This is a genomic window from Croceicoccus estronivorus, from assembly GCF_001625325.1.
GTDB lineage: Bacteria > Pseudomonadota > Alphaproteobacteria > Sphingomonadales > Sphingomonadaceae > Caenibius > Caenibius estronivorus.
Genome location: NZ_JRQQ01000007.1, coordinates 116,613 through 134,372, shown reverse-complemented (window position 1 = coordinate 134,372; position 17,760 = coordinate 116,613). Strand labels below are relative to the sequence as shown.

The window sequence follows — 17,760 nt, the reverse complement described above, 5'->3', positions numbered from 1 at the left end:
GTGAAGTATCTCCTTCCAGTCATCGCCCTGGCGCCGGGGTTTGCCGCGCCACTGGCGGCACAGGAAAGCGAACCGCCTGCGGAAATCGAAGCCACAGCCGCCGTCACTCTGCCGGATAACTCGGTTAAGCAGAGCAATCGACTGTCGGCCAATGTCGGTACCGGTCTCGTGACCGAGTACATTTCGCGAGGGGTGCTGTTTGCCAAGGAAGTCAGCCTACAACCCCAAATCACAGTGACGCTGGACCTGCCTTCGCTAGAGGGCGGAGCAATTACCGGGGCAAATGTCTTCGTCGGAAGCTGGAGCAGCATCAAACTGGGACCCGTCCCATCGGGATCGGGAGGAAGGCTGACCCGCTTTTATGAAACCGATCTCTATGCGGGAGCTGCGATTGAACTGGCTGACAGGTGGGCCGTTTCGGGCACCTACTATCGTTATGAATCACTGGGTAATTCATTTGCCGGCTACAATGATTTTGAAGTGATTGTCTCCTTCGACGACACAGGCATGTGGGACAACAACATTTCACCAGCCTTCAGCCTGTCCCCTTCCTTGCGGCTAGTTCAGGAAGCCGGACGCCCCGGTCGAAAAGACGCGCTGTATATTCAGCCTTCGCTCACGCCTTCCTTCGACACGCGACTAGGCAACACGAAGATCAATCTGGCTTTCCCGATCGTTGTCGGCCTATCCGACGAATACTATGACGGGACCGATGGCGGGAAAAAGACTTTCGGCTTTTTCCGCACTGGCATGATCGTTTCGGGAAAGCCCGCGCCAAGAGCAGCCCCCGGGCTGACTCTTAGCGGCGGTTTCGACCTGTGGGTGCCGAACAGCGAAGTCAAAAGCGGCCTCGATCAATACGATGTTGTCGGCCGCATCGGCCTTGACTGGAGCCTTTGAAAGACCCTGCCGTCGCACTTGGCAAATCTGAGGATCACATGTGGTCAGGCGATGCGCCTGGAATGACGGAACCGAGCATAGCGATTCAGCAGATCGTTGATTATCTGCTCCCTCGAAAAGCCAGTCACATCATGGGGTGTTTCGCTTTCGGATGTGTGAGCAATGGCACGGTAGTGTCGCGGTTCCGCATCTTGCGCCTTACGTGTTTCCGCCCAGACGAAGCTCGGGAGCAGAAACGGGCGGTTGCGCAGGGTGTAACGAAACGCGCCCCGCTCCCCATGCGGCACAGTGAGTTCCAGACAGTCCGGTTTCTCGACAAGTTCCGGCGCGAAGCCGCTTGCCTGCATTTCTTCAGACACCGCCTCCAACGCCGGGCGTGCGGTCGTCGAGAGAAAACTGGTGATGTGATCTTTTCCGAAATGGCCCATGATGGACGTGAGCCTCTGTTGCCAACTGAGTTCAGGGGTGAGCGGCGCGGCCGCCGCCAATTGCAGATCGGTCGAGGTGCCCTGGCTTTCCATGCTCAGTGCCCGATAAAGGCCGTAACAGATGAATATCATGACCACGGCGAATGGCAGGGCACTCGCAATCGCCGCGGTCTGAAGCGCTTCGAGCCCGCCAGCCACAAGCAGTACGGCTGCGATGCCGCCAGCACACATTGACCAGAAGAGCCGTTGCCAGACCGGCGGATTTTCTGCCGCACCCGAAGTGATCATGTCGATGACCAGCGCCCCGGAATCGGCGGAAGTGACGAAGAAGGTGATGACGAGCAGAGTCGCAATCAGCGAAGTGACAGCCCCCATCGGCAGCGCCGCCAAGGTCTCAAACAGCGCAACCGGCATATTGTTTGCCACTGTCTGCGCAATCGGCTCAGTCCCCGACAGGTCGAGTGAAATGGCCGTGTTCCCGAAGACTGTCATCCAGAGAAAGGTGAACAGCACCGGGACCAGCAGCACCCCGCCGATAAATTCGCGGATCGTCCGGCCATGGGAAATCCGCGCTATGAACATGCCGACGAAAGGTGACCAGGCGATCCACCAGCCCCAATAGAACAAGGTCCAGTCGGCCAGCCAGGGATTGGGCTCGTAGGCGTACATACGGAAAGTTCGCGGTATGACCGACCCCAGATAAGTCCCGACATTCTGCACGAAAGCTTGCAGCAGAAACACTGTGGAGCCCGAGAACAACACGAAGCCGAGCAGCAGGATCGCCAGAATGATGTTCAGTTCCGATAGCCGCTTCACACCCTTGTCGAGCCCCAGAAAGACTGACAGCCCTGCCATAAGAGTTATGACCGTGATCAGCACCAGTTGGACCGGCGTATCAATCGGGATCCCGAACAGATAGCCAAAGCCGGCATTCACCTGCAGCACACCGAGCCCCAGCGAAGTCGCCACGCCAAACATGGTGCCCAATACCGCGAAAATGTCGATTGCATGCCCGATCGGTCCGTCGATCCGGTGGCCGATCAGGGGATACAACGCAGACCGGATAGTGAGCGGCAATCCCCGGCGGAAAGAGAAATAGGCCAGTGAAAGGCCGACAACGATGTAAATCGCCCAGGCGTGCAGACCCCAGTGGAAAAAGGTTAGCATCATCGCCTGCCTGGCCGCCTCCACAGTGCCGGGATTTCCGGTTGGCGGGGATGCATAGTGCTGGATCGGTTCGGCCACGCCGAAGAATACTAGGCCGATCCCCATGCCCGCACTGAACAGCATCGCAAACCATGAAAGGTGGCTGTATTCGGGCTCGCTCTCATCGGGGCCCAACTTGATGTCGCCGTATCGGCTGAACATCAGATAGATGACGAAAAGCAGGAAGCCAGCGACTGATGAAATGTAAAACCAGCCGAAGTCCTGCACGATAAAGGACTGAACCTCGCTGAAGGTACGCTCTGCCCGCGCTGGGAACAGCGCCCCGAACAGGGCGAACGCCAGGATCAGGCCTGCGGACGTGTAGAATACAGGTGGATTGACCTTTATCCGACGGCTTTCCTCAATAGTGGCGGCTTCCGTAAGGACGGGATCGGACATGGCTCTCCCCTGCTCATCGTGTCCAGCTTCACTCCCGGAACGAACGGGATGGCAACAAGTTGCATTGCTATTTTCCCTTACCCTATCTCACCGGGACCCAATGGGGGAAGGCCCTGGCCTCATCGGCAGATCGCAAAAGCCAGAGCAGAGACGTGCGCAGGGTTAGTATTTCAGGCTTCGGGCAACATCCGATGCCTTGCGCTGGACCGGGAACGATACACTCCCCCAAACCGAAAGGAAGTACGAGAGAATTATTCGCAAATTCAGATAATTACAGAGTGGACAGAATGTGCCCGCCATCCACTGTGATGATACTCCCCGTCATGTATCGCGATGCATCCGATGCCAGCAGCAACAGGGGCCCATCGAGATCGGATAAGTCCCCCATTCGTCTCTGCGGAATGCGTTTCAACATGGCTTGGCCAGAGCCAGTCTCGAAAAACTCGCGATTCAAATCCGTTGTGAAATAGCCAGGAGCCAGCGCGTTCACGCGGATCCCATAGCGCGCCCACTCCAGCCCCAACTGCTTCGTCATCTGTATGACGCCCGCTTTCGAAACTGCGTAAGGCGTAATTCCGCCTGCGTTTCGTATGCCGGTAATTGACGCAATGTTTATAACGGAGCCGCCCCGCTCAGCCGCGACCATCGCTTTCGCCGCCGCTGTGCTTACATTCCAGACACCTTTCAGATTTGTATTCATCACCAGATCGAAGTCTGAGTCGCTCTGTTCCAATGCCGTCGCCGAACGCGCAACCCCTGCATTGTTCACGACAATGTCGGGGACACCGAACTCCTCAAAAGCAGCGTTGACTGACGCGCTGTCCGTAACGTCCATCACTACCGCATGCGCTTTCCCCCCGCGCGCTTCAATATCACCAATCACCTGCTCCAGGAGGTTGAGGCGCCGCGCAGCGACAATTATTTCAGCACCGGCCTCGGCCAGTACCTTTGCAAAATGCGCCCCGAAACCGGCACTGGATGCCCCGGTTACAAGCGCAATACGCCCCGCAAGATCGAAATTCGCACCCATGCTTCATACCTCCCCAAGAACCAGGGCAGGCAAGTTCAGGCCTGCCTGCCTGCTTTCACCACCTGACGCCATGCAAGATCGACCAGTTCCGGCAGAATTTGAACCCGTTGCCTCGCCTGCGCGCTTGAGGCGTTGCCGCGGATCACCCGCCCCTTGATGCCGTGGAAAATCGCGGCCAGCCGAAAGAAATTGAATGCGAGGTAATATTCATACGCCGGCATTCCATTGCGGCCCGTACGGCGGCAGTAACTCGCGAGATATTCCTCTTCCGTTGGAATACCAAGCTCTGCAATATTCGTTTCAGACAGTCCCGCCACGATATGGGGCGGCATTCGGTACATCATCGCGTGATATGCAAAGTCGGCACCCGGATGGCCCAGCGTGGACAGTTCCCAGTCCAATACCGCAACGACACGCGGCTCGGTCGCGTGAAATTTCATGTTATCGATGCGAAAATCCCCATGCACGATCGAAGTCATGTCGTCTGCGGCAGGAATGTTTTCCCGCAGCCATTCGATCACACGTTCCAGGGTCTCATCACGGCCAGCATCCACATCGTCGCGGTACTGGCGGCTCCACCGGTCAATCTGACGGGCAAAGAAATTACCTGATCTGCCGTAGTCGGCCAGACCGATCGATGTGTAATCAATGCAGTGCAACCGGGCGATGACCTCGTTCATCGCATCGTACATCGCAGCCCGCTCAGCGTTGGTTACATCGGGAATCGACGCATCCCAGATGACCCGGCCATCCACCATTTCCATGACATAGAAGGGAGATCCAATGATGCTCTCATCCTCACAAAGGCCGTAAACCTGCGGCACTGGAAAGCCTGTACCTCCCAGACAGGTCAGTACCTTCGCTTCGCGCTCGATCGCATGCGCACCCTTCAGCAATTTCCCGGGAGGCTTGCGCCGCAGGACATAATTTCGCTCTGCGGCGAGCAATTTGTATGTCGGGTTGGACTGACCGCCCTTGAACTGCCTGACATCCGAGATCCCCTCAAAATCCGGTATATTGTCACGCATCCATGCAGACAGGCTTTCCCGATTGATTTCGTGACCTTCGCGGATTTCGGTTGTGCCTGTATTGGCATTTTCATTGCTGCCTATGTCCGTCATTCACGCCCCGCGAGGACAGATTTCTTTATCTTTTTTGCAAGGCTCCATTTGTGAACTTCGGTTGGCCCGTCATAGATGCGGAAGGCGCGCACTTCACGGAACATCTGCTCCACAATCGTGTCATCGGTTACGCCGGTTCCCCCCATGACCTGAACACAATTGTCGGCAATTTTCATCAGCGCTTCGCTCACAGCGACTTTCGTCATGGAGCTTTCAACGGTTCCGAAAGAGCCATCGTCCAGCACACTTGCGCACCAGTCGATCATCAACTCGCTCTGCTTGAGAAGAATCTGGTTTTCGGCGAGAAGGAAGCCCACGCCTTCGTGATCAATCAGCAGCTTGCCGAATGCTTCCCGTTTGCAGGCATAGTCCGATGCGATCTCGTGCGCGCGGATGCAGCCACCTAACCAGCGCATGCAATGGGAAAGACGGGCAGGCGCGAGCCGGACCTGCGCATAGACGAAGCCCTCACCACTTTCGCCCAGCATCTGGTCAGCCGGGACTCTCAAGTTTTCGAGCAAGAGCGACGCGTGGCCGCCCGGCATCGAACTATCAATGGTATGAGGAATGTCCTCCACAGTGATTGCCGGATCCGGCAAATCGATCAGAAACATGCAGGCCCCATCCTCGGACTTGGCCATAACAATGCCCACTTTGGCGCCTTCATACCCGGTGATGAAGCGTTTCCGTCCGTTCAGAACCCAGTGATCGCCATCACGATAGCATGTCGTCTTCATCATCGAAGGATCGGAACCTGCGCCACCTATATCGGCAGGTTCAGTCATGAGGAAAGCCGAGCGAACCGTTCCGGCAACCAAAGGTTCGAGAAAGCGAGCCTTCTGAGTTTCCGTGCCCTTCTTGCCCAGAAGATAGATGTTACCCTCGTCAGGCGCCATCGTATTGCAGGCCAGTGGCCCCAGTGGACTCAGTCCCGATCGGATCAGGACAGTGGCCGTTTCCCGTTGCGTCAGATGCTCGCCATTGTCGAGGATGTGGGGAGTAAGCACACCTGCAGCCCGCGCTTTCTCTCGCATTTCAGCGACGAGTTCATCCGCTGGACCATGTTCTCCTCTGGCGCGGGGATCTCGCTCATACGGGACGATGGTGTTGCGGACGAACCGCTCCACTCTCTCTGCAATTGCAATAGCGCGTTCAGTCACTGTGATTTCACCTCCACACACTTCATGGAACAATATTGTAGAACAATCAACACAGGGTTGCCCCTTGAAAGTGTTCGGTTCAAATCGGGGATGATGACCAACGACAGTGAGACACAAAACGCGCTTGGCCCCGTTCAACGTGTATTTCGCGGAGTTCTCTTGGGGTTAGAGACGGGCTCGATGGTGCCAGGGCAACGCCTTGTCGAAACTGAACTGGCCGAAACTTTCCACGCAGGCCGAAACGCCGTGAGGGAGGCGATACAACTCCTTGCAGGGCGAGGCGTGATTGACCCATCGCCCAACCGTTCACCCAGGATTCGGCGTTTCAGCGCGGATGAAACCATGGACGTGCTGGATGTGGCGGAAGACATGACTGCCTTCGTTCTGAAAGTCGCCGCAAAACGCTTCGATATGGCGCGCCACGATCAAACCTTAAATCGAGCGCAGATCGCGATTGCGACCGCAGCAGCGGAGGATGAAATACCGCAATTCAGCCGTGCCCGCCGAAAACTCTACCGAGCGTTTTTGGAGATAGGCGGCAACCGCGAGTTACAGCGACTGTATCCTGCGATTGGCATGCATATCGTCCATGCCCAGTTTCCAACACCCAAATTGCGCGGAATTAGATTGGCAGACTATGAAGAGATGATTGCGGCCGTTCGCAATCGAGATTCATTGTCTGCCGAGCAGGCCGGCATTCGTCATGTTGAAAATGTGCGGGCGATCGTGATCGAGCAATTGGCCGGCTCCAGGATCGACAGGTGATTGCGCTAGGTGACGTGCAAGCGACGGCAAGCCACATTCTTCGCGAATTCGATACCATATCGCAAGGGAGTGCCTCTCAGTCCGGCTCATCCTCGATTGTATAGATCTGTTGATCGGACAAACCGAAATGATGGCCCACCTCATGCACGACGACATGGTTCACAACATCTTCCAGCGCGGCACCTGTTTCCCGCCACTCGTTTATCAATGGACGCCGGAACAGTGTAATGGTGCTCGGCATATCGCCCGATGACCAGATCGACTGCTTGCCGAGCGGGTGCCCGTGATACAGTCCGATCAAGCTCCACGGATTGGTCAACCCTACCGAATGCAATGTCTCCTCGTCGGCAAACTCTTCCACGCGAATGACAACATCCGCCAGGTAATCACGGAATTCCTTTGGGAGCTTCCGGATTGCGTCATGCGCAAGGCGCTCTATGGCCGCTGTTCCGGGTATCTCGGTCATTGCGTGCAATATCGCCGAAAATGACCTCCCCGAATAGAGCCGAACTCGCCAGCTAGAATTCCAGAACCGTGCGGATACCTTTGCCGGCACGAAGGTCATTCAATGCCAGGTCGATTTCTGCAAACGGGCGCGTCTGCGTAACCATTGGTTCCATACGCAAGAGCCCGGCACACCACATCTCCATGTATCGCGGATAATCGCGAGGCGCATATGCCGTGCCGACATTACATCCCATGATACGCTTTTCCTGCCCGATAAGCTGATTGGGGGAAACGCCGGATAGCCGGTCCTCCGGTCGGAACGCCCCGACCAGAATGATCGCACCGCCAGGCATGGTTGCCTTGACCGCCAAATTCACCAGGTCAGGTACACCCACAGCATCAAAAGCATGACGCACGCCGCGTCCGCCCGTTAAGCCACGAACCTCTCGCAGCACATCGCAGGAGTTGGGATCCAGAACATCTGTCGCGCCCAGAGCTCGCGCAGTCTCCCGTCTCGATTGGATCGGATCGCAGGCAATAATACGTGTCGCACCGGCAATCCGGGCGCCTTGCACGATAGCCTGTCCCACACCGCCCAGCCCCATGACCAGCACATGATCGCCGGCTTCCACCTTTGCGGTGTTGAACACGGCACCAACGCCAGTCTGGATCGAACAGGCAAGCAGGCAGGCATAAACCAGAGGCGTCTCTTCCGGCACAGGAACAACGCCTGCAGCCGGCAGCACTGTCATTTCCGACCAGCCGCCGACACCGTTTCCCTTCATGACTTCCTGCCCATGCCAACGAAATGGTGTCGTTCCATCAACGAACCGGCCGGACATCCATATTCGGGCCTCATCGCAACAGGCCGGATTGCCGTTGCAGCAGTAAGTGCAGCGGCCACACGCCGGCATCGGCGTAATAGCGACAGGTTCGCCAACGCGAACATGCGTAACGCCCTCACCTACCGCATCGACAATGCCCGCAGCCTCATGGCCGGGGATGATAGGCAAGGCATCCCCGAAGTGCCCCTCCATCGTATAGAGGTCTGAATGGCATAAACCGCAGTGGGTTATGCGCACGCGCACATAACCTGCCCGCGGCTGTTCAACTTCCAGATCATCAACCAGTTGGAGCTCGGAATTGTGATTGAATAGAATTGCAGCTCTCATTTTTTGATCGCGAACTGCATGATTTCAATCACTGTGCCGTTGGGGTCTTCAACACAGAAGAATATTAGAGGCACGCCACCCAGTATCACGCGCGTCGGTTCGCTGATGGGCTGATGCCCGGCCACGACAAGATCATCGAAAACAGCCTGAGCATTTTTGACTTTCAACGCTATCCGGCCAACGCCGGGCTGCGCCATGCTGACCCTCTGCTTCCCTTCGTGAAGCGGGTGGTTCCACTGAATGATATCCAGCTTCGTACCACGTGGATCAGAGCCTGCGGACATCAGCACCGCTGCACCAGCCAGATCATCGGGCAGCCCTAATGGCGGGCCAAGGCCGATATCGGAAAATTCCACGGGATGATCCGCCACGGGAACGCGAAGATCGGTACTGATCTGAAACCCGATCAGTTCATAGAAAGAAACTGTCCTACCAAGATCCGTGCAATTTATATTTATGTGATAAATTTGAAGTAAATTATCAGGCATATAACGCTTCTATTTAGAAATTCTATTCAAATAGAAGTGTTATCACTCCGAACAGGATTAATAAATGTTATAAAATCCAACAGCAGTCCATAATTTTGCGACAGCCCCGTTCCTCGCCGAAATTGATCGATCAGAAGTGACCGCCTCGACAACGGGGAAAATCAGAGCTCCCGCAATATCACCAGCACCAAGGGCCGCTCAGGGGCGGAAATAGAACCAACTCCGCCTCAGAGCGGCAGGCCTTGACTTCCCCCCTGTAGAAACAAGCCCTTGAAATCACGCACTGTGAAGAGGGCGCCGAGCAGACCTACCAGGCGCGGCACCGCTTCACTCCCAGTCTTGGCACAATCTCCTACTGGAACGGAACGTGCGAAATTCCCCCACCGTCTATCTGGCTATCTGTCCCTGACCGGCATCTCGACCTTGCCGTAACACTCCGGCAACAGCTTGATGGCCGACAACGTATCATCCCTTCCAAGGGTAAATGCCGCGCAGTATGGGGAGCATAGGCTCCAGCGCGCCAATCTGCGACATTATCTCTTCGGGCTGTACGCCCGGCACATGAATGCGCAAGTTGATCGCATCGGCGCCAACCTCGTGCGCTGCCTCAGCCAGCCGCTCGGCAACTTCCTGAGCGGACCCGTTGATGAGCTGGTTTTGCTCACCCCAATGCTTCATCAGATCCTGATTGCCATAGCTGCGATAGACACCAACCTGGCGTTCCTGTCGCTCGAAGGTACCCTCGCCCACCCACACGCGCCGGATCAGGATGATCGGACCAGGGCCACCCGCATCGTAATACATTTGCGCAAGTTCGCGCAGCCGCGGCGGTGGCGTCAGGGATTCGAACAACAGCCCTGCACCCATCTTGGCAGCGAAACGGCAACCGCGCGGGCTCGCACTGGCGCTCAGCATCGGAATGGGATGCTCGATACAGCGCTTGATGGCCGGGTCCTTGGCCAGTTCACCATCGGGCCGCCCGCGCAGCGCCTCGGCAATATGCCCAAACCCGTCGAGGAAGCGGTCGATATAGCCTTCCTTAGGCAGCCCCATGATGTCGAAGTCTGTTTCGAGCGAGCCTGTCCCGACCCCGAGACCGACCCGCCCCGGAAAGCGCGCGTTCAGCCAGGCAATATCTTCTGCCGCCATTGCCCAGGAACGCAGCGGCAACAGTAGCGGGGCAGGTGCGGCCCAGCCCCCCGGCATCGCTTCCAGCATCCATCCGGCCACCTGGATCGTGTTTGGTATATAGCCGGGAAACCCCCCATGATGCTCCCCCATCATGATGCCGTCGAAGCCGACTTCGGCCGCGCGTTTGGCCTGTGCCATCTCGTGCCTGACAATCTCTTCGGCTGGCAGGCCGTCATGCAGGTAGATGCGTAGCGAGACGGATCCCGGTGCGAATGGCGGCAGATGCTGGTAGCTCATGATGGTATCCTCAAAGAGTGGTGAAGCGGCCGCCGTCGACAATAATCGTCTGGCCACTGATATAGCTGCTCCCGCCGCTCATCAGAAAAGCGACGACAGGCGCGATGTCCGTTTCCGGATCGCCCACGCGGCCGAGCGGGACGACCTTGTCGAGCCGCGCCTTGAGTGCTGGATTGGCGGCGATGGCGCTTTCCATGCCCGGCGATGTGGAAAGCGGGGAAATACAGGTCACCGAGATGCCGAGCGGTCCCCATTCGACCGCCAGGCTCTTGGCAAAGCCTCGCAACGCGCCCTTGACCCCAGCATAGGCATGCCGACGCACTGCCCCTTCCATGGCGGCAGGCGAAGTCATTACCAGAAAGCGGCCGAGCCCCGGCTTCAGATGGGGTACGGCCGCGCGCGCCAGATTGTAGGCCCCGCGCAGCGAAACGCCCACGGCAATGTCCCAGACTTCGTCCTCGACATCCTGTATTTCCATCTCCACTCCGCTGCGGCGATCGATCGCGTTATGAACCACGCCATCCAGCCCGCCGAAGACCTGGACGGCCCGTTCGACCGCATTCACCACGTCGCCCGCGACCGTTACGTCACCCTGTACCCAGAGCGCCTTGCCCCCCCGCGCGCGGACCGCTTCCTCGGTTCTTGCACCGTTCTCGCTCGGCGCCAGAACCAAGACGTTGCCACCGGCATCCCCGCAGGCCAGGCATATCCCACGACCGATGCCCGCACCGCCACCAGTCACGAGTATCGTGCGCCCGGAAAGGTCCGGAAGATAGTTGGTGTGCTCCCTCATGGTGTCATCCACCTCCCACCGTCGCCGCCGATTGTCGTTCCCGTGACCGAGGAGAAACCCGGAGTCAGCAAGGTTGCCAGCAAGGCCGCCACAGGCGCCATTTCCGACGATGCGGCATTGAGGCTCGTCATCGGCAACCCCGGCCGTTCAAGTTCGACATCCGGATCGAGGCCAGCGAGAAGAGTCGCCTGAACGGCCAGAGTGTTGATCCGGATCGGGTATCTGCCCCAGGCACGCGCGGCTGCTTTACCAAGCGAGCGCTGGCCTTCCGCCGCCGCGGCCCAGGGTAGCAGCCCATCAGAACCCGTCATTGCCAGCGAAGGCAGCAACTGGACGACATCACCACCGCCTTCATGCAGTACGGCGTGAGCAAGCTTAAAGAAGTTTCGGGCATAGCGAAGCGGCAGTTCACACTTCGCCGCCCATTCCGCCTCGGACATGGCCGCAAGCGGTTGCCTCTCGGCCATGGCAGGATCGACCCATGCATAGACCATCGCGTCGACCCGCCCCAGTTCCCTTTCTGCTTCGGAAATTGCAGCCATTCCCGCTTCCATGGTTTCAAGCGGGCAGCAGGCAGGATTACCTGCGGATCCAAGAACGGTTTTCGCCCCGCATCGTTCGAGCTCCCGAGCCAGGTTCAGGCCGGTTGCTTCTCTCGCGAAAATCACAATCCGAGGGGCCGTCCTCTCGTCTGGGAACACTCTTATTGATGGTTCGGCTGTCATAGCATTCGCTTGAGTTTAATTGTCGCTTTCTCACCAGAACCCACCCAGTCATTCCGATATTCCGGAATTCTACTCCGTATTGCGAAGTATTTTTCGTATAAGTGAGGATAAGAACGTAGCGTGGGAGCGCGAAAACAGGTGGAGGAAACAAAGTGCTTGATCTGGCCGGAAAGCTCTATGTCGTCGCCGGAGCGGGCGGTGGAGGCATTGGAACGGAAACCTGCGCGATGCTTGCAAGTGCGGGCGCCCACGTGCTCGCACTCGACAAGACGACCACTGGATGCACCAGCGCCCTCGCCGCGCTCGGCGGAGATACCGAACGGCATGGCGTCATTCAGGCCGACCTCGAACATGAGGCAGAACTGGCCGGGATATTGGCGAGGGAACAGCAACGGTTTGGACCGGTGAGAGGCCTTGTCAACATCGTCGGCGGCATTCCCGCAAGGGAACTCGTCGCGCCCTTGCTCGACGCCGATGCCTTGGCCACCTTCGAACAGTTGATGCACTTGAACCTCATCCCGGCACTGGCTGCTTCCCGTGCGGTTGCCGAACTGATGACGGCCCACCGCCAGGGAGGAAGCATCGTCAATACCGCCTCGGCATCCGGCCACGTCTCGATGGCTTTTGCAGGAGGTTACGGCGCGGCAAAGGCCGCTCTGATGAACCTGACGCGAACGATGGCGGTCGAATGGGGCCGCTGTGGCATTCGCGCAAACGCCGTCTCGCCGGGCACGATCCGCACAGCCAAGATCGGTCGCGACACCTTGAGCACCGGGCAAGCCGACAGCGGCGAGGAGGGAATGGGCGTCATCCCCCTGAACCGGCGCGGCCTTCCGCGCGACGTTTCCGGCGTGATCCTCTTCCTGCTTTCGGATCTGGCAGCCTATGTCTCCGGTCAGGTCATCGGCGTGGACGGAGGCATGATGGCGCGGCCACCTTATAACGACGCGTCCGAGTTGCCGGTTTTCATGGTCGACCCTGCCCTGCGCGAGCGCCTGACCTGACCGATAGCCGGCCGGGCAGTCTATCATCCTGTCAGGCAATGGCCATCTCCACCGCCGCATCCTCACGCTCTCGCCGTAATGCCCGCAACGCGAGGAGCCAGTGGAACGCAGCCCAGAGAAACGCCGCCGAAAAGATTGTCAGCGCCATTCGCAGCCCGGCCGAAGGATCGCCGAACATTCTCCCGAACCAGTCGCTCAGCAATCCGCAGACGAGCGGCCCTGTCGAAACGCCGATCAGGTTGGCCGCCACGATCCGCACAGCCGCGGCGCGCGCGCGCGTCGCAACCGGTGACAGGTTCTGCGTCAATGCAATTGCCGGCGCGGTCCAGAATGCCCCGAAAATCGTGGGCAGGAGCAGAATGGCCAGTGCGAACCTACCGCTGCTAAAATGGAAAACAGCGATGTAGAGGGGAACACACAGCAACAGGCCAGCGATCGGCAACCACAGCATTGCATCCATGCCCTTGCGCCCCAGACGTGATGCCTGCCAGCCGCCAAACATAGTGCCGATGGCTCCGCCGGCACCCGCGATCACGCCCATCATCGGGCCAACTTCGGCCAGCGGCAGCCCATGCGAACGGATGAGGTAAGACGGAACCCACGCCATCATGGCCGCTTCGACGAAAGAGGTCACAGCAGTGGCGATGATGACATGGACGAAGGATATCCGCCGCAACAGTAATTTCAGCGCGTTCGCAAACGCAATCGGGACGATCGATTTTGCGGCAGCGTCGCGTACATTCTCCATGGCTCCCCGGATCGGCTCACGCGCGAACAAGGCAAACACAACGGCTGCGACGATCCCCGGCGCACCAGCGACGAAAAGCGCCGTCCGCCAATTGGAATATTGCGCCACGAGGCCACCGATCGATAGACCCGCCATCACTCCCAAAGGGATACCGAGCGAAAAAATACCCAATGCGCGCGGGCGTTCGGCAGCCGGATAGAGATCGGAAATCAGAGCATGCGCGGTCGGCGTAAATCCCGACTCCGCCAGACCAACGCCCATGCGAGCCATGAAGAAATGCGCATAGCCTCGCGACATGCCGCAGACGGCGGTCATCGCACTCCAAACCGCCACCAGCCCGGCAAGCAACCGGGTTCGATTGATACCGCGATCGACGATCTGCGCGATCGGCACACCCATGACTGTGTAGAAGAAGCCGAAGGCAGCACCGGTCAGCAAGCCCAGATGCCAATCCTGAAGCTGGAACTCAGCCTTGATCGGTTCCTGCAGGATGACGATGATCTGGCGGTCGAGATAATTGAGCATGTAGATGAAGCACAGCATGAACAGGATCGCACGCCGCCGCGACGCACTGATCCCAGACCGATGGGCTTGCATCTGCTCCACTGCCGCATGGCCCCCGACCGGTTCGCCAACCGTTGCGATATTCTGCTTGGTCATATCAACGCTTCAGCGCATGTGGATCGGCACGCCGTCCAAACCTCGCACTGCCCTTCTTACTGTACTGGCTGTGTCGGCTGGCTCCGGACGTGTCCGCACCTGACCGCGAACGGTAACTGAGTCACCTGGCTCAACTCCCGTCCTTCGTGATCGCATTTCTCGGATCGGCGAACCAATCCGGCAATTCCAGGTCTACGTCAGGCAGTTGTTCGACACCGCGTTCCCTGCGCAAGGCTTCGAAACCTTCGGGATCGGCAGGAAAGGAACCGGGATCGCCCATCATGATCATGTAGGACGTGCAGCCTTCCGGTCCCGCAATGAACGGCCCGAAGGTATCGCCCTGGTCCAGCGCAATATGTGTTCCGGGGCCGCATACGCGATCCCCACACGTCATTTCACCCTTCAAAACGAAGACGATATGATCGCTGTTGTGACCGTGGGCACGGATCATCATGCCGGGATCCCATTCCGCATAAAGCGAATTGTAGCGGGGATTCCACTCCATCCACTTTTCCCGTGCTTCCACCACCCGATCGCCGATCTTCTGCCGACGCACGATTTGCCACCTGTGATCGTCAAGGTGACTGAAGCGGGCTTTTTCATTGATGCCCGGAAGTGGATATTTTGTTTCCTTGTCGGCCATGACGGCAACTCCCCTCGAATTGTTTTACTTGTTCTCGTTCAGGCGGCTTTCGCCTCGCGTGGCCCCTTGGGGGGATGACCGACCAACGCGACCCGCTTCATCACACGGCGGGTGGTAAAGTCGGCAATGGCGCAATGCAGCGCCGTGCGATTGTCCCAGAAGGCAACGTCTCCGACATTCCAGTGAAAGCGCACGTGGAACTCCGGACGCTTCACGTGTTCGAGCAGGAAGTCGAGCAACATCCGGCTCTCCTCCTGCGACACACCAACGATTTCCGTGGTCCAGTTGGCGTTTACGTTCAGCGCCTTTACCCCGCTTTCGGGGTGCACCTCGACCAGCGGATGGACCGCGCTCGGCCAAGTGTGCAGCTTTTCACCGAGCGTATCCCGCACGTCCTGGCTCCGGGCCGCCAGCGGACGAATCGAATGCAATGCCGAAAGGCCGTCGATCAACCTGCGGATGGGTTCCGAAAGGGCGTCGTAAGCCGCCACCGAACTCGCCCAGCACGTATCGCCGCCGACTTCGGGCCGCACCATGCATTGCAGGATCGATCCCATCGGCGGTGCTTCCAGATATGTCCGGTCGCGATGCCAATATTCGGCACCCCGCCCTTGTGCATAAGTGGCTTCCATCCACAGCACTTCGCGGTTGGCCGACGGTTTGGGTTGGATCTCCGAAATGTCGAGCGTGCCGAAATACCGGCCAACGCGCATGTGTTCTTCTTCGGACAAGGGTTTCTGGTCACGGAAGAAAACGACGTAATTCTCGTTCAGCGCAGTCCGGATCGCCTCAACCGTCGATGGTGGCAACTCGGTCGAGAGGTCCACTTCGCGGATTTCTGCTCCGATCGCTCCGGTCAGCTTGCGCACTTCCACCATTTTCGTTCTCCCAGCTTCCTCAGGCCGCTTCCAGCGCGGTTCCCGGAGCCACAACGTGCCCCGGCAAGGCGCCGGTCAATTTCCCGTCGAGCACGATCACCGCACCATTGACGATGGTTGCCTTGACGCCATTGCCCAATGCCTTCCAACGGCCGATGTTGCCGGGCAGATCGCGCACGAATTCTTTGCGCCAGGGACCGATCGTTTCCGGATCGAAGATCATGATGTCTGCCCAGCCACCGACCCGCAACGTCCCGCGATCGGCAAAGCCGAGCATCGCCGCCGGCACCTGAGTAATCTGCCGGATACCCTCTTCCAGGGACCAGCGTTTGCGGTCGAGCACCCAGGAGCGCAGGAAATAAGAGCTCCAGTCTGCGCCATCGTCCTTGTGCAGATGAGCCCCTCCGTCGGACACACCCACAATCATGCTGGGATGGCCCTGCGCGACATCGACGGCAGCGGCCCACTCCGGGCTTTCCGTCCGCCAGCGGAACGTCGTTTTCATGTTCTCATCCAGCGCAAGATCGAGCATGGCATCCATCGGCGCCACTCCCCGTTCTGCAGCGAGTTCGGCGATCGACTTCCCTTCGTGGGCTCGATTCCGCGCCTCTGCGACCTGGACGATATAGACGTCCGGCCATTGCGGTGCCGGCAGAGTTGTCCCCTTTTCTGGATCGCGATTGCAGTTCTCGACCGAATCGCGCAGCCGGTCCCGCCATGCAGGATCGCTCAAAGCCGCCAGACGTTCCTCATCCGACAGGTTCAGAAATTCGTTGAACGCGAAGCATGCCCGATAATGGCCATTGTTTGGGCCGAGCTCCACCGTCCGATCAAACGGGCGGCTCATCAGGAGAGAATAGACAGGGGTGCCGCGCGCCGTCGCCTCATCGAGGAATTGCGAAGCCGCTTCCCAGCCAGCTGTCGGCACTTCGACCTTGCTGCGGCCGCCGATGCCCTGGATAATGATCGGCAGGCCCGAAGCATCGCCCATTTCGAGCAGCAGATCGTAATCGTCCTGCGTCATTCCGCCGATCGCACTTGCCGGCAGATAGCAGATCGTGCCCGGTCGTCCCTTGCCAGCCGTTGCGGACAAGGCCAGCAATTCGTCGCGCCCTGCTTTGCGCGACGGCACCGGCCGCCCCTTGATATCGAGGTGCGTTGCCGCGGCCGAAGAGGACAAACCGGCTGCACCCGCTTCGACCGCTTCGTCCACGACAGCCTGCATCGCGGCAATCTCTTCAGGCGTTGCTTCCCGCTCATAGGCGTCGTCGCCCATGACCCATCGACGGACATTGGAATGACCGACGTAGCATGCGAAGTTCACGCCCAGTTTGCCTTTCAGCGCATCGAGATATTCCGGGAAGGTCTCGAACCGGTCCCACGGCACGCCGCTCAGGGCGATCGGATTCATGTCTTCGACACTTGCGAAGATGTCCGTCAGGAATTCGATATCGTCATGCCGCACAGGTGCGGCGGAGAAACCGCAATTGCCGGCCAAGACAGTCGTCACCCCATGAAAGCACGACATGGTGGCATATGGATCGAACGTGATCTGCGGATCGTAATGCGTATGCGGATCAACGATCCCGGGGGCGACTATCAGACCGGTCGCGTCGATCTCCTCAGCGGCTGTGGCATCGTCGAGATGGGCGAGCGCAGCGATGCGCCCGTCCCTTATCCCCACATCGACACGCCGGCGCGGCAATCCCGTGCCATCGATTACATATCCGCCACGGACGATCAGATCGAATTGTTCGGCTGCCAT

General features: G+C 58.6%; 17 protein-coding genes and 1 pseudogene. 4 read left to right on the top strand and 14 right to left on the bottom strand.

Going from position 1 to position 17,760, the window contains the following annotated elements; genetic code table 11:
• Nucleotides 1-900, top strand: a complete 900-nt coding sequence (locus MB02_RS11990; protein WP_067537648.1) for a TorF family putative porin — start codon at nucleotides 1-3, stop codon at nucleotides 898-900.
• Between the two features lie 44 nt (nucleotides 901-944).
• On the opposite strand, the gene MB02_RS11985 is transcribed toward MB02_RS11990, so the two are convergent.
• The 4 genes from MB02_RS11985 to MB02_RS11970 all read right to left on the bottom strand — a co-directional run bounded on the left by MB02_RS11985 (nucleotide 945) and on the right by MB02_RS11970 (nucleotide 6,244).
• On the bottom strand, nucleotides 945-2,933 hold the full coding sequence (locus MB02_RS11985) for a BCCT family transporter (RefSeq protein ID WP_067537646.1): 1,989 nt from the start codon (nucleotides 2,931-2,933) through the stop codon (nucleotides 945-947).
• 271 nt (nucleotides 2,934-3,204) lie between these two features.
• Entirely contained in the window at nucleotides 3,205-3,963 is a 759-nt protein-coding gene (locus tag MB02_RS11980) for an SDR family NAD(P)-dependent oxidoreductase (protein ID WP_067537643.1), read from the bottom strand.
• Between the two features lie 35 nt (nucleotides 3,964-3,998).
• A complete protein-coding gene (locus MB02_RS11975) occupies nucleotides 3,999-5,084 on the bottom strand; it encodes a phosphotransferase family protein (protein ID WP_170304723.1) in 1,086 nt (361 codons plus the stop codon).
• Nucleotides 5,081-6,244: an acyl-CoA dehydrogenase family protein gene (locus MB02_RS11970; RefSeq protein WP_067538029.1), complete on the bottom strand. Its 1,164-nt coding sequence runs from the start codon at nucleotides 6,242-6,244 to the stop codon at nucleotides 5,081-5,083. The genes MB02_RS11975 and MB02_RS11970 overlap by 4 nt, the downstream gene beginning before the upstream one ends.
• Here MB02_RS11970 and MB02_RS18125 point away from each other — a divergent pair.
• A pseudogene (locus MB02_RS18125) lies at nucleotides 6,146-6,523 on the top strand (GntR family transcriptional regulator); the annotation flags it as partial. The gene MB02_RS11970 and the pseudogene MB02_RS18125 sit on opposite strands and share 99 nt — an antisense overlap.
• Nucleotides 6,524-6,586: 63 nt before the next feature.
• On the top strand, nucleotides 6,587-7,009 hold the full coding sequence (locus MB02_RS18015) for an FCD domain-containing protein (RefSeq protein ID WP_235829508.1): 423 nt from the start codon (nucleotides 6,587-6,589) through the stop codon (nucleotides 7,007-7,009).
• A 76-nt stretch (nucleotides 7,010-7,085) separates the two neighbouring features.
• On the opposite strand, the gene MB02_RS11960 is transcribed toward MB02_RS18015, so the two are convergent.
• The 6 genes from MB02_RS11960 to MB02_RS11935 form a co-directional block, all read right to left on the bottom strand.
• The gene (locus tag MB02_RS11960; RefSeq protein WP_067537640.1) at nucleotides 7,086-7,475 is read right to left on the bottom strand and encodes a metallopeptidase family protein; all 390 of its coding nucleotides are present in this window, start codon (nucleotides 7,473-7,475) and stop codon (nucleotides 7,086-7,088) included.
• 52 nt (nucleotides 7,476-7,527) lie between these two features.
• Nucleotides 7,528-8,628 carry a zinc-binding dehydrogenase gene (locus tag MB02_RS11955; RefSeq protein WP_067537637.1) on the bottom strand — a complete coding sequence of 367 codons (1,101 nt, stop codon included), beginning with the start codon at nucleotides 8,626-8,628 and terminating at the stop codon, nucleotides 7,528-7,530.
• Complete coding sequence (locus MB02_RS11950) at nucleotides 8,625-9,116, bottom strand: VOC family protein (RefSeq protein ID WP_067537634.1); 492 nt, start codon at nucleotides 9,114-9,116, stop codon at nucleotides 8,625-8,627. Before MB02_RS11950 ends, MB02_RS11955 begins: the two co-directional genes overlap by 4 nt.
• Nucleotides 9,117-9,581: 465 nt before the next feature.
• A complete protein-coding gene (locus tag MB02_RS11945) occupies nucleotides 9,582-10,544 on the bottom strand; it encodes an LLM class flavin-dependent oxidoreductase (RefSeq protein WP_067537633.1) in 963 nt (320 codons plus the stop codon).
• Between the two features lie 10 nt (nucleotides 10,545-10,554).
• Nucleotides 10,555-11,337 carry an SDR family NAD(P)-dependent oxidoreductase gene (locus tag MB02_RS11940; protein WP_067537630.1) on the bottom strand — a complete coding sequence of 261 codons (783 nt, stop codon included), beginning with the start codon at nucleotides 11,335-11,337 and terminating at the stop codon, nucleotides 10,555-10,557.
• Nucleotides 11,334-11,891, bottom strand: coding sequence for an SDR family oxidoreductase (locus tag MB02_RS11935; protein ID WP_407919339.1), 558 nt, complete (start codon nucleotides 11,889-11,891; stop codon nucleotides 11,334-11,336). The genes MB02_RS11940 and MB02_RS11935 overlap by 4 nt, the downstream gene beginning before the upstream one ends.
• A 323-nt stretch (nucleotides 11,892-12,214) precedes the next feature.
• Here MB02_RS11935 and MB02_RS11930 point away from each other — a divergent pair, with 323 nt between their 5' ends.
• On the top strand, nucleotides 12,215-13,066 hold the full coding sequence (locus tag MB02_RS11930) for an SDR family NAD(P)-dependent oxidoreductase (RefSeq protein WP_067537624.1): 852 nt from the start codon (nucleotides 12,215-12,217) through the stop codon (nucleotides 13,064-13,066).
• Nucleotides 13,067-13,097: 31 nt separating this feature from the next.
• Here the strand turns inward: MB02_RS11930 and MB02_RS11925 are convergent, their stop codons facing one another.
• From MB02_RS11925 to MB02_RS11910, 4 genes are all read right to left on the bottom strand, one after another.
• Nucleotides 13,098-14,474, bottom strand: a complete 1,377-nt coding sequence (locus tag MB02_RS11925; RefSeq protein ID WP_067537620.1) for a spinster family MFS transporter — start codon at nucleotides 14,472-14,474, stop codon at nucleotides 13,098-13,100.
• A 130-nt stretch (nucleotides 14,475-14,604) separates the two neighbouring features.
• Nucleotides 14,605-15,117: a hypothetical protein gene (locus MB02_RS11920; protein WP_067537617.1), complete on the bottom strand. Its 513-nt coding sequence runs from the start codon at nucleotides 15,115-15,117 to the stop codon at nucleotides 14,605-14,607.
• 38 nt (nucleotides 15,118-15,155) lie between these two features.
• Entirely contained in the window at nucleotides 15,156-15,995 is an 840-nt protein-coding gene (locus tag MB02_RS11915; RefSeq protein ID WP_082826155.1) for a TauD/TfdA dioxygenase family protein, read from the bottom strand.
• A gap of 19 nt (nucleotides 15,996-16,014) precedes the next feature.
• Nucleotides 16,015-17,760 (bottom strand): N-acyl-D-amino-acid deacylase family protein, encoded by a 1,746-nt coding sequence (locus tag MB02_RS11910; RefSeq protein WP_067537614.1) that lies wholly within the window; start codon nucleotides 17,758-17,760, stop codon nucleotides 16,015-16,017.

Coding starts and splice junctions, on each gene's coding strand:
- MB02_RS11985 (WP_067537646.1), bottom strand. CDS start 2,933: ATGTCCGATCCCGTCCTTACGGAAGCCGCCACTATTGAGGAAAGCCGT.
- MB02_RS11980 (WP_067537643.1), bottom strand. CDS start 3,963: ATGGGTGCGAATTTCGATCTTGCGGGGCGTATTGCGCTTGTAACCGGG.
- MB02_RS11975 (WP_170304723.1), bottom strand. CDS start 5,084: ATGACGGACATAGGCAGCAATGAAAATGCCAATACAGGCACAACCGAA.
- MB02_RS18015 (WP_235829508.1), top strand. CDS start 6,587: ATGGACGTGCTGGATGTGGCGGAAGACATGACTGCCTTCGTTCTGAAA.
- MB02_RS11960 (WP_067537640.1), bottom strand. CDS start 7,475: ATGACCGAGATACCCGGAACAGCGGCCATAGAGCGCCTTGCGCATGAC.
- MB02_RS11955 (WP_067537637.1), bottom strand. CDS start 8,628: ATGAGAGCTGCAATTCTATTCAATCACAATTCCGAGCTCCAACTGGTT.
- MB02_RS11950 (WP_067537634.1), bottom strand. CDS start 9,116: ATGCCTGATAATTTACTTCAAATTTATCACATAAATATAAATTGCACG.
- MB02_RS11945 (WP_067537633.1), bottom strand. CDS start 10,544: ATGAGCTACCAGCATCTGCCGCCATTCGCACCGGGATCCGTCTCGCTA.
- MB02_RS11940 (WP_067537630.1), bottom strand. CDS start 11,337: ATGAGGGAGCACACCAACTATCTTCCGGACCTTTCCGGGCGCACGATA.
- MB02_RS11935 (WP_407919339.1), bottom strand. CDS start 11,891: ATGGAAGCGGGAATGGCTGCAATTTCCGAAGCAGAAAGGGAACTGGGG.
- MB02_RS11925 (WP_067537620.1), bottom strand. CDS start 14,474: ATGACCAAGCAGAATATCGCAACGGTTGGCGAACCGGTCGGGGGCCAT.
- MB02_RS11920 (WP_067537617.1), bottom strand. CDS start 15,117: ATGGCCGACAAGGAAACAAAATATCCACTTCCGGGCATCAATGAAAAA.
- MB02_RS11915 (WP_082826155.1), bottom strand. CDS start 15,995: ATGGTGGAAGTGCGCAAGCTGACCGGAGCGATCGGAGCAGAAATCCGC.
- MB02_RS11910 (WP_067537614.1), bottom strand. CDS start 17,760: ATGGCAGCCGAACAATTCGATCTGATCGTCCGTGGCGGATATGTAATC.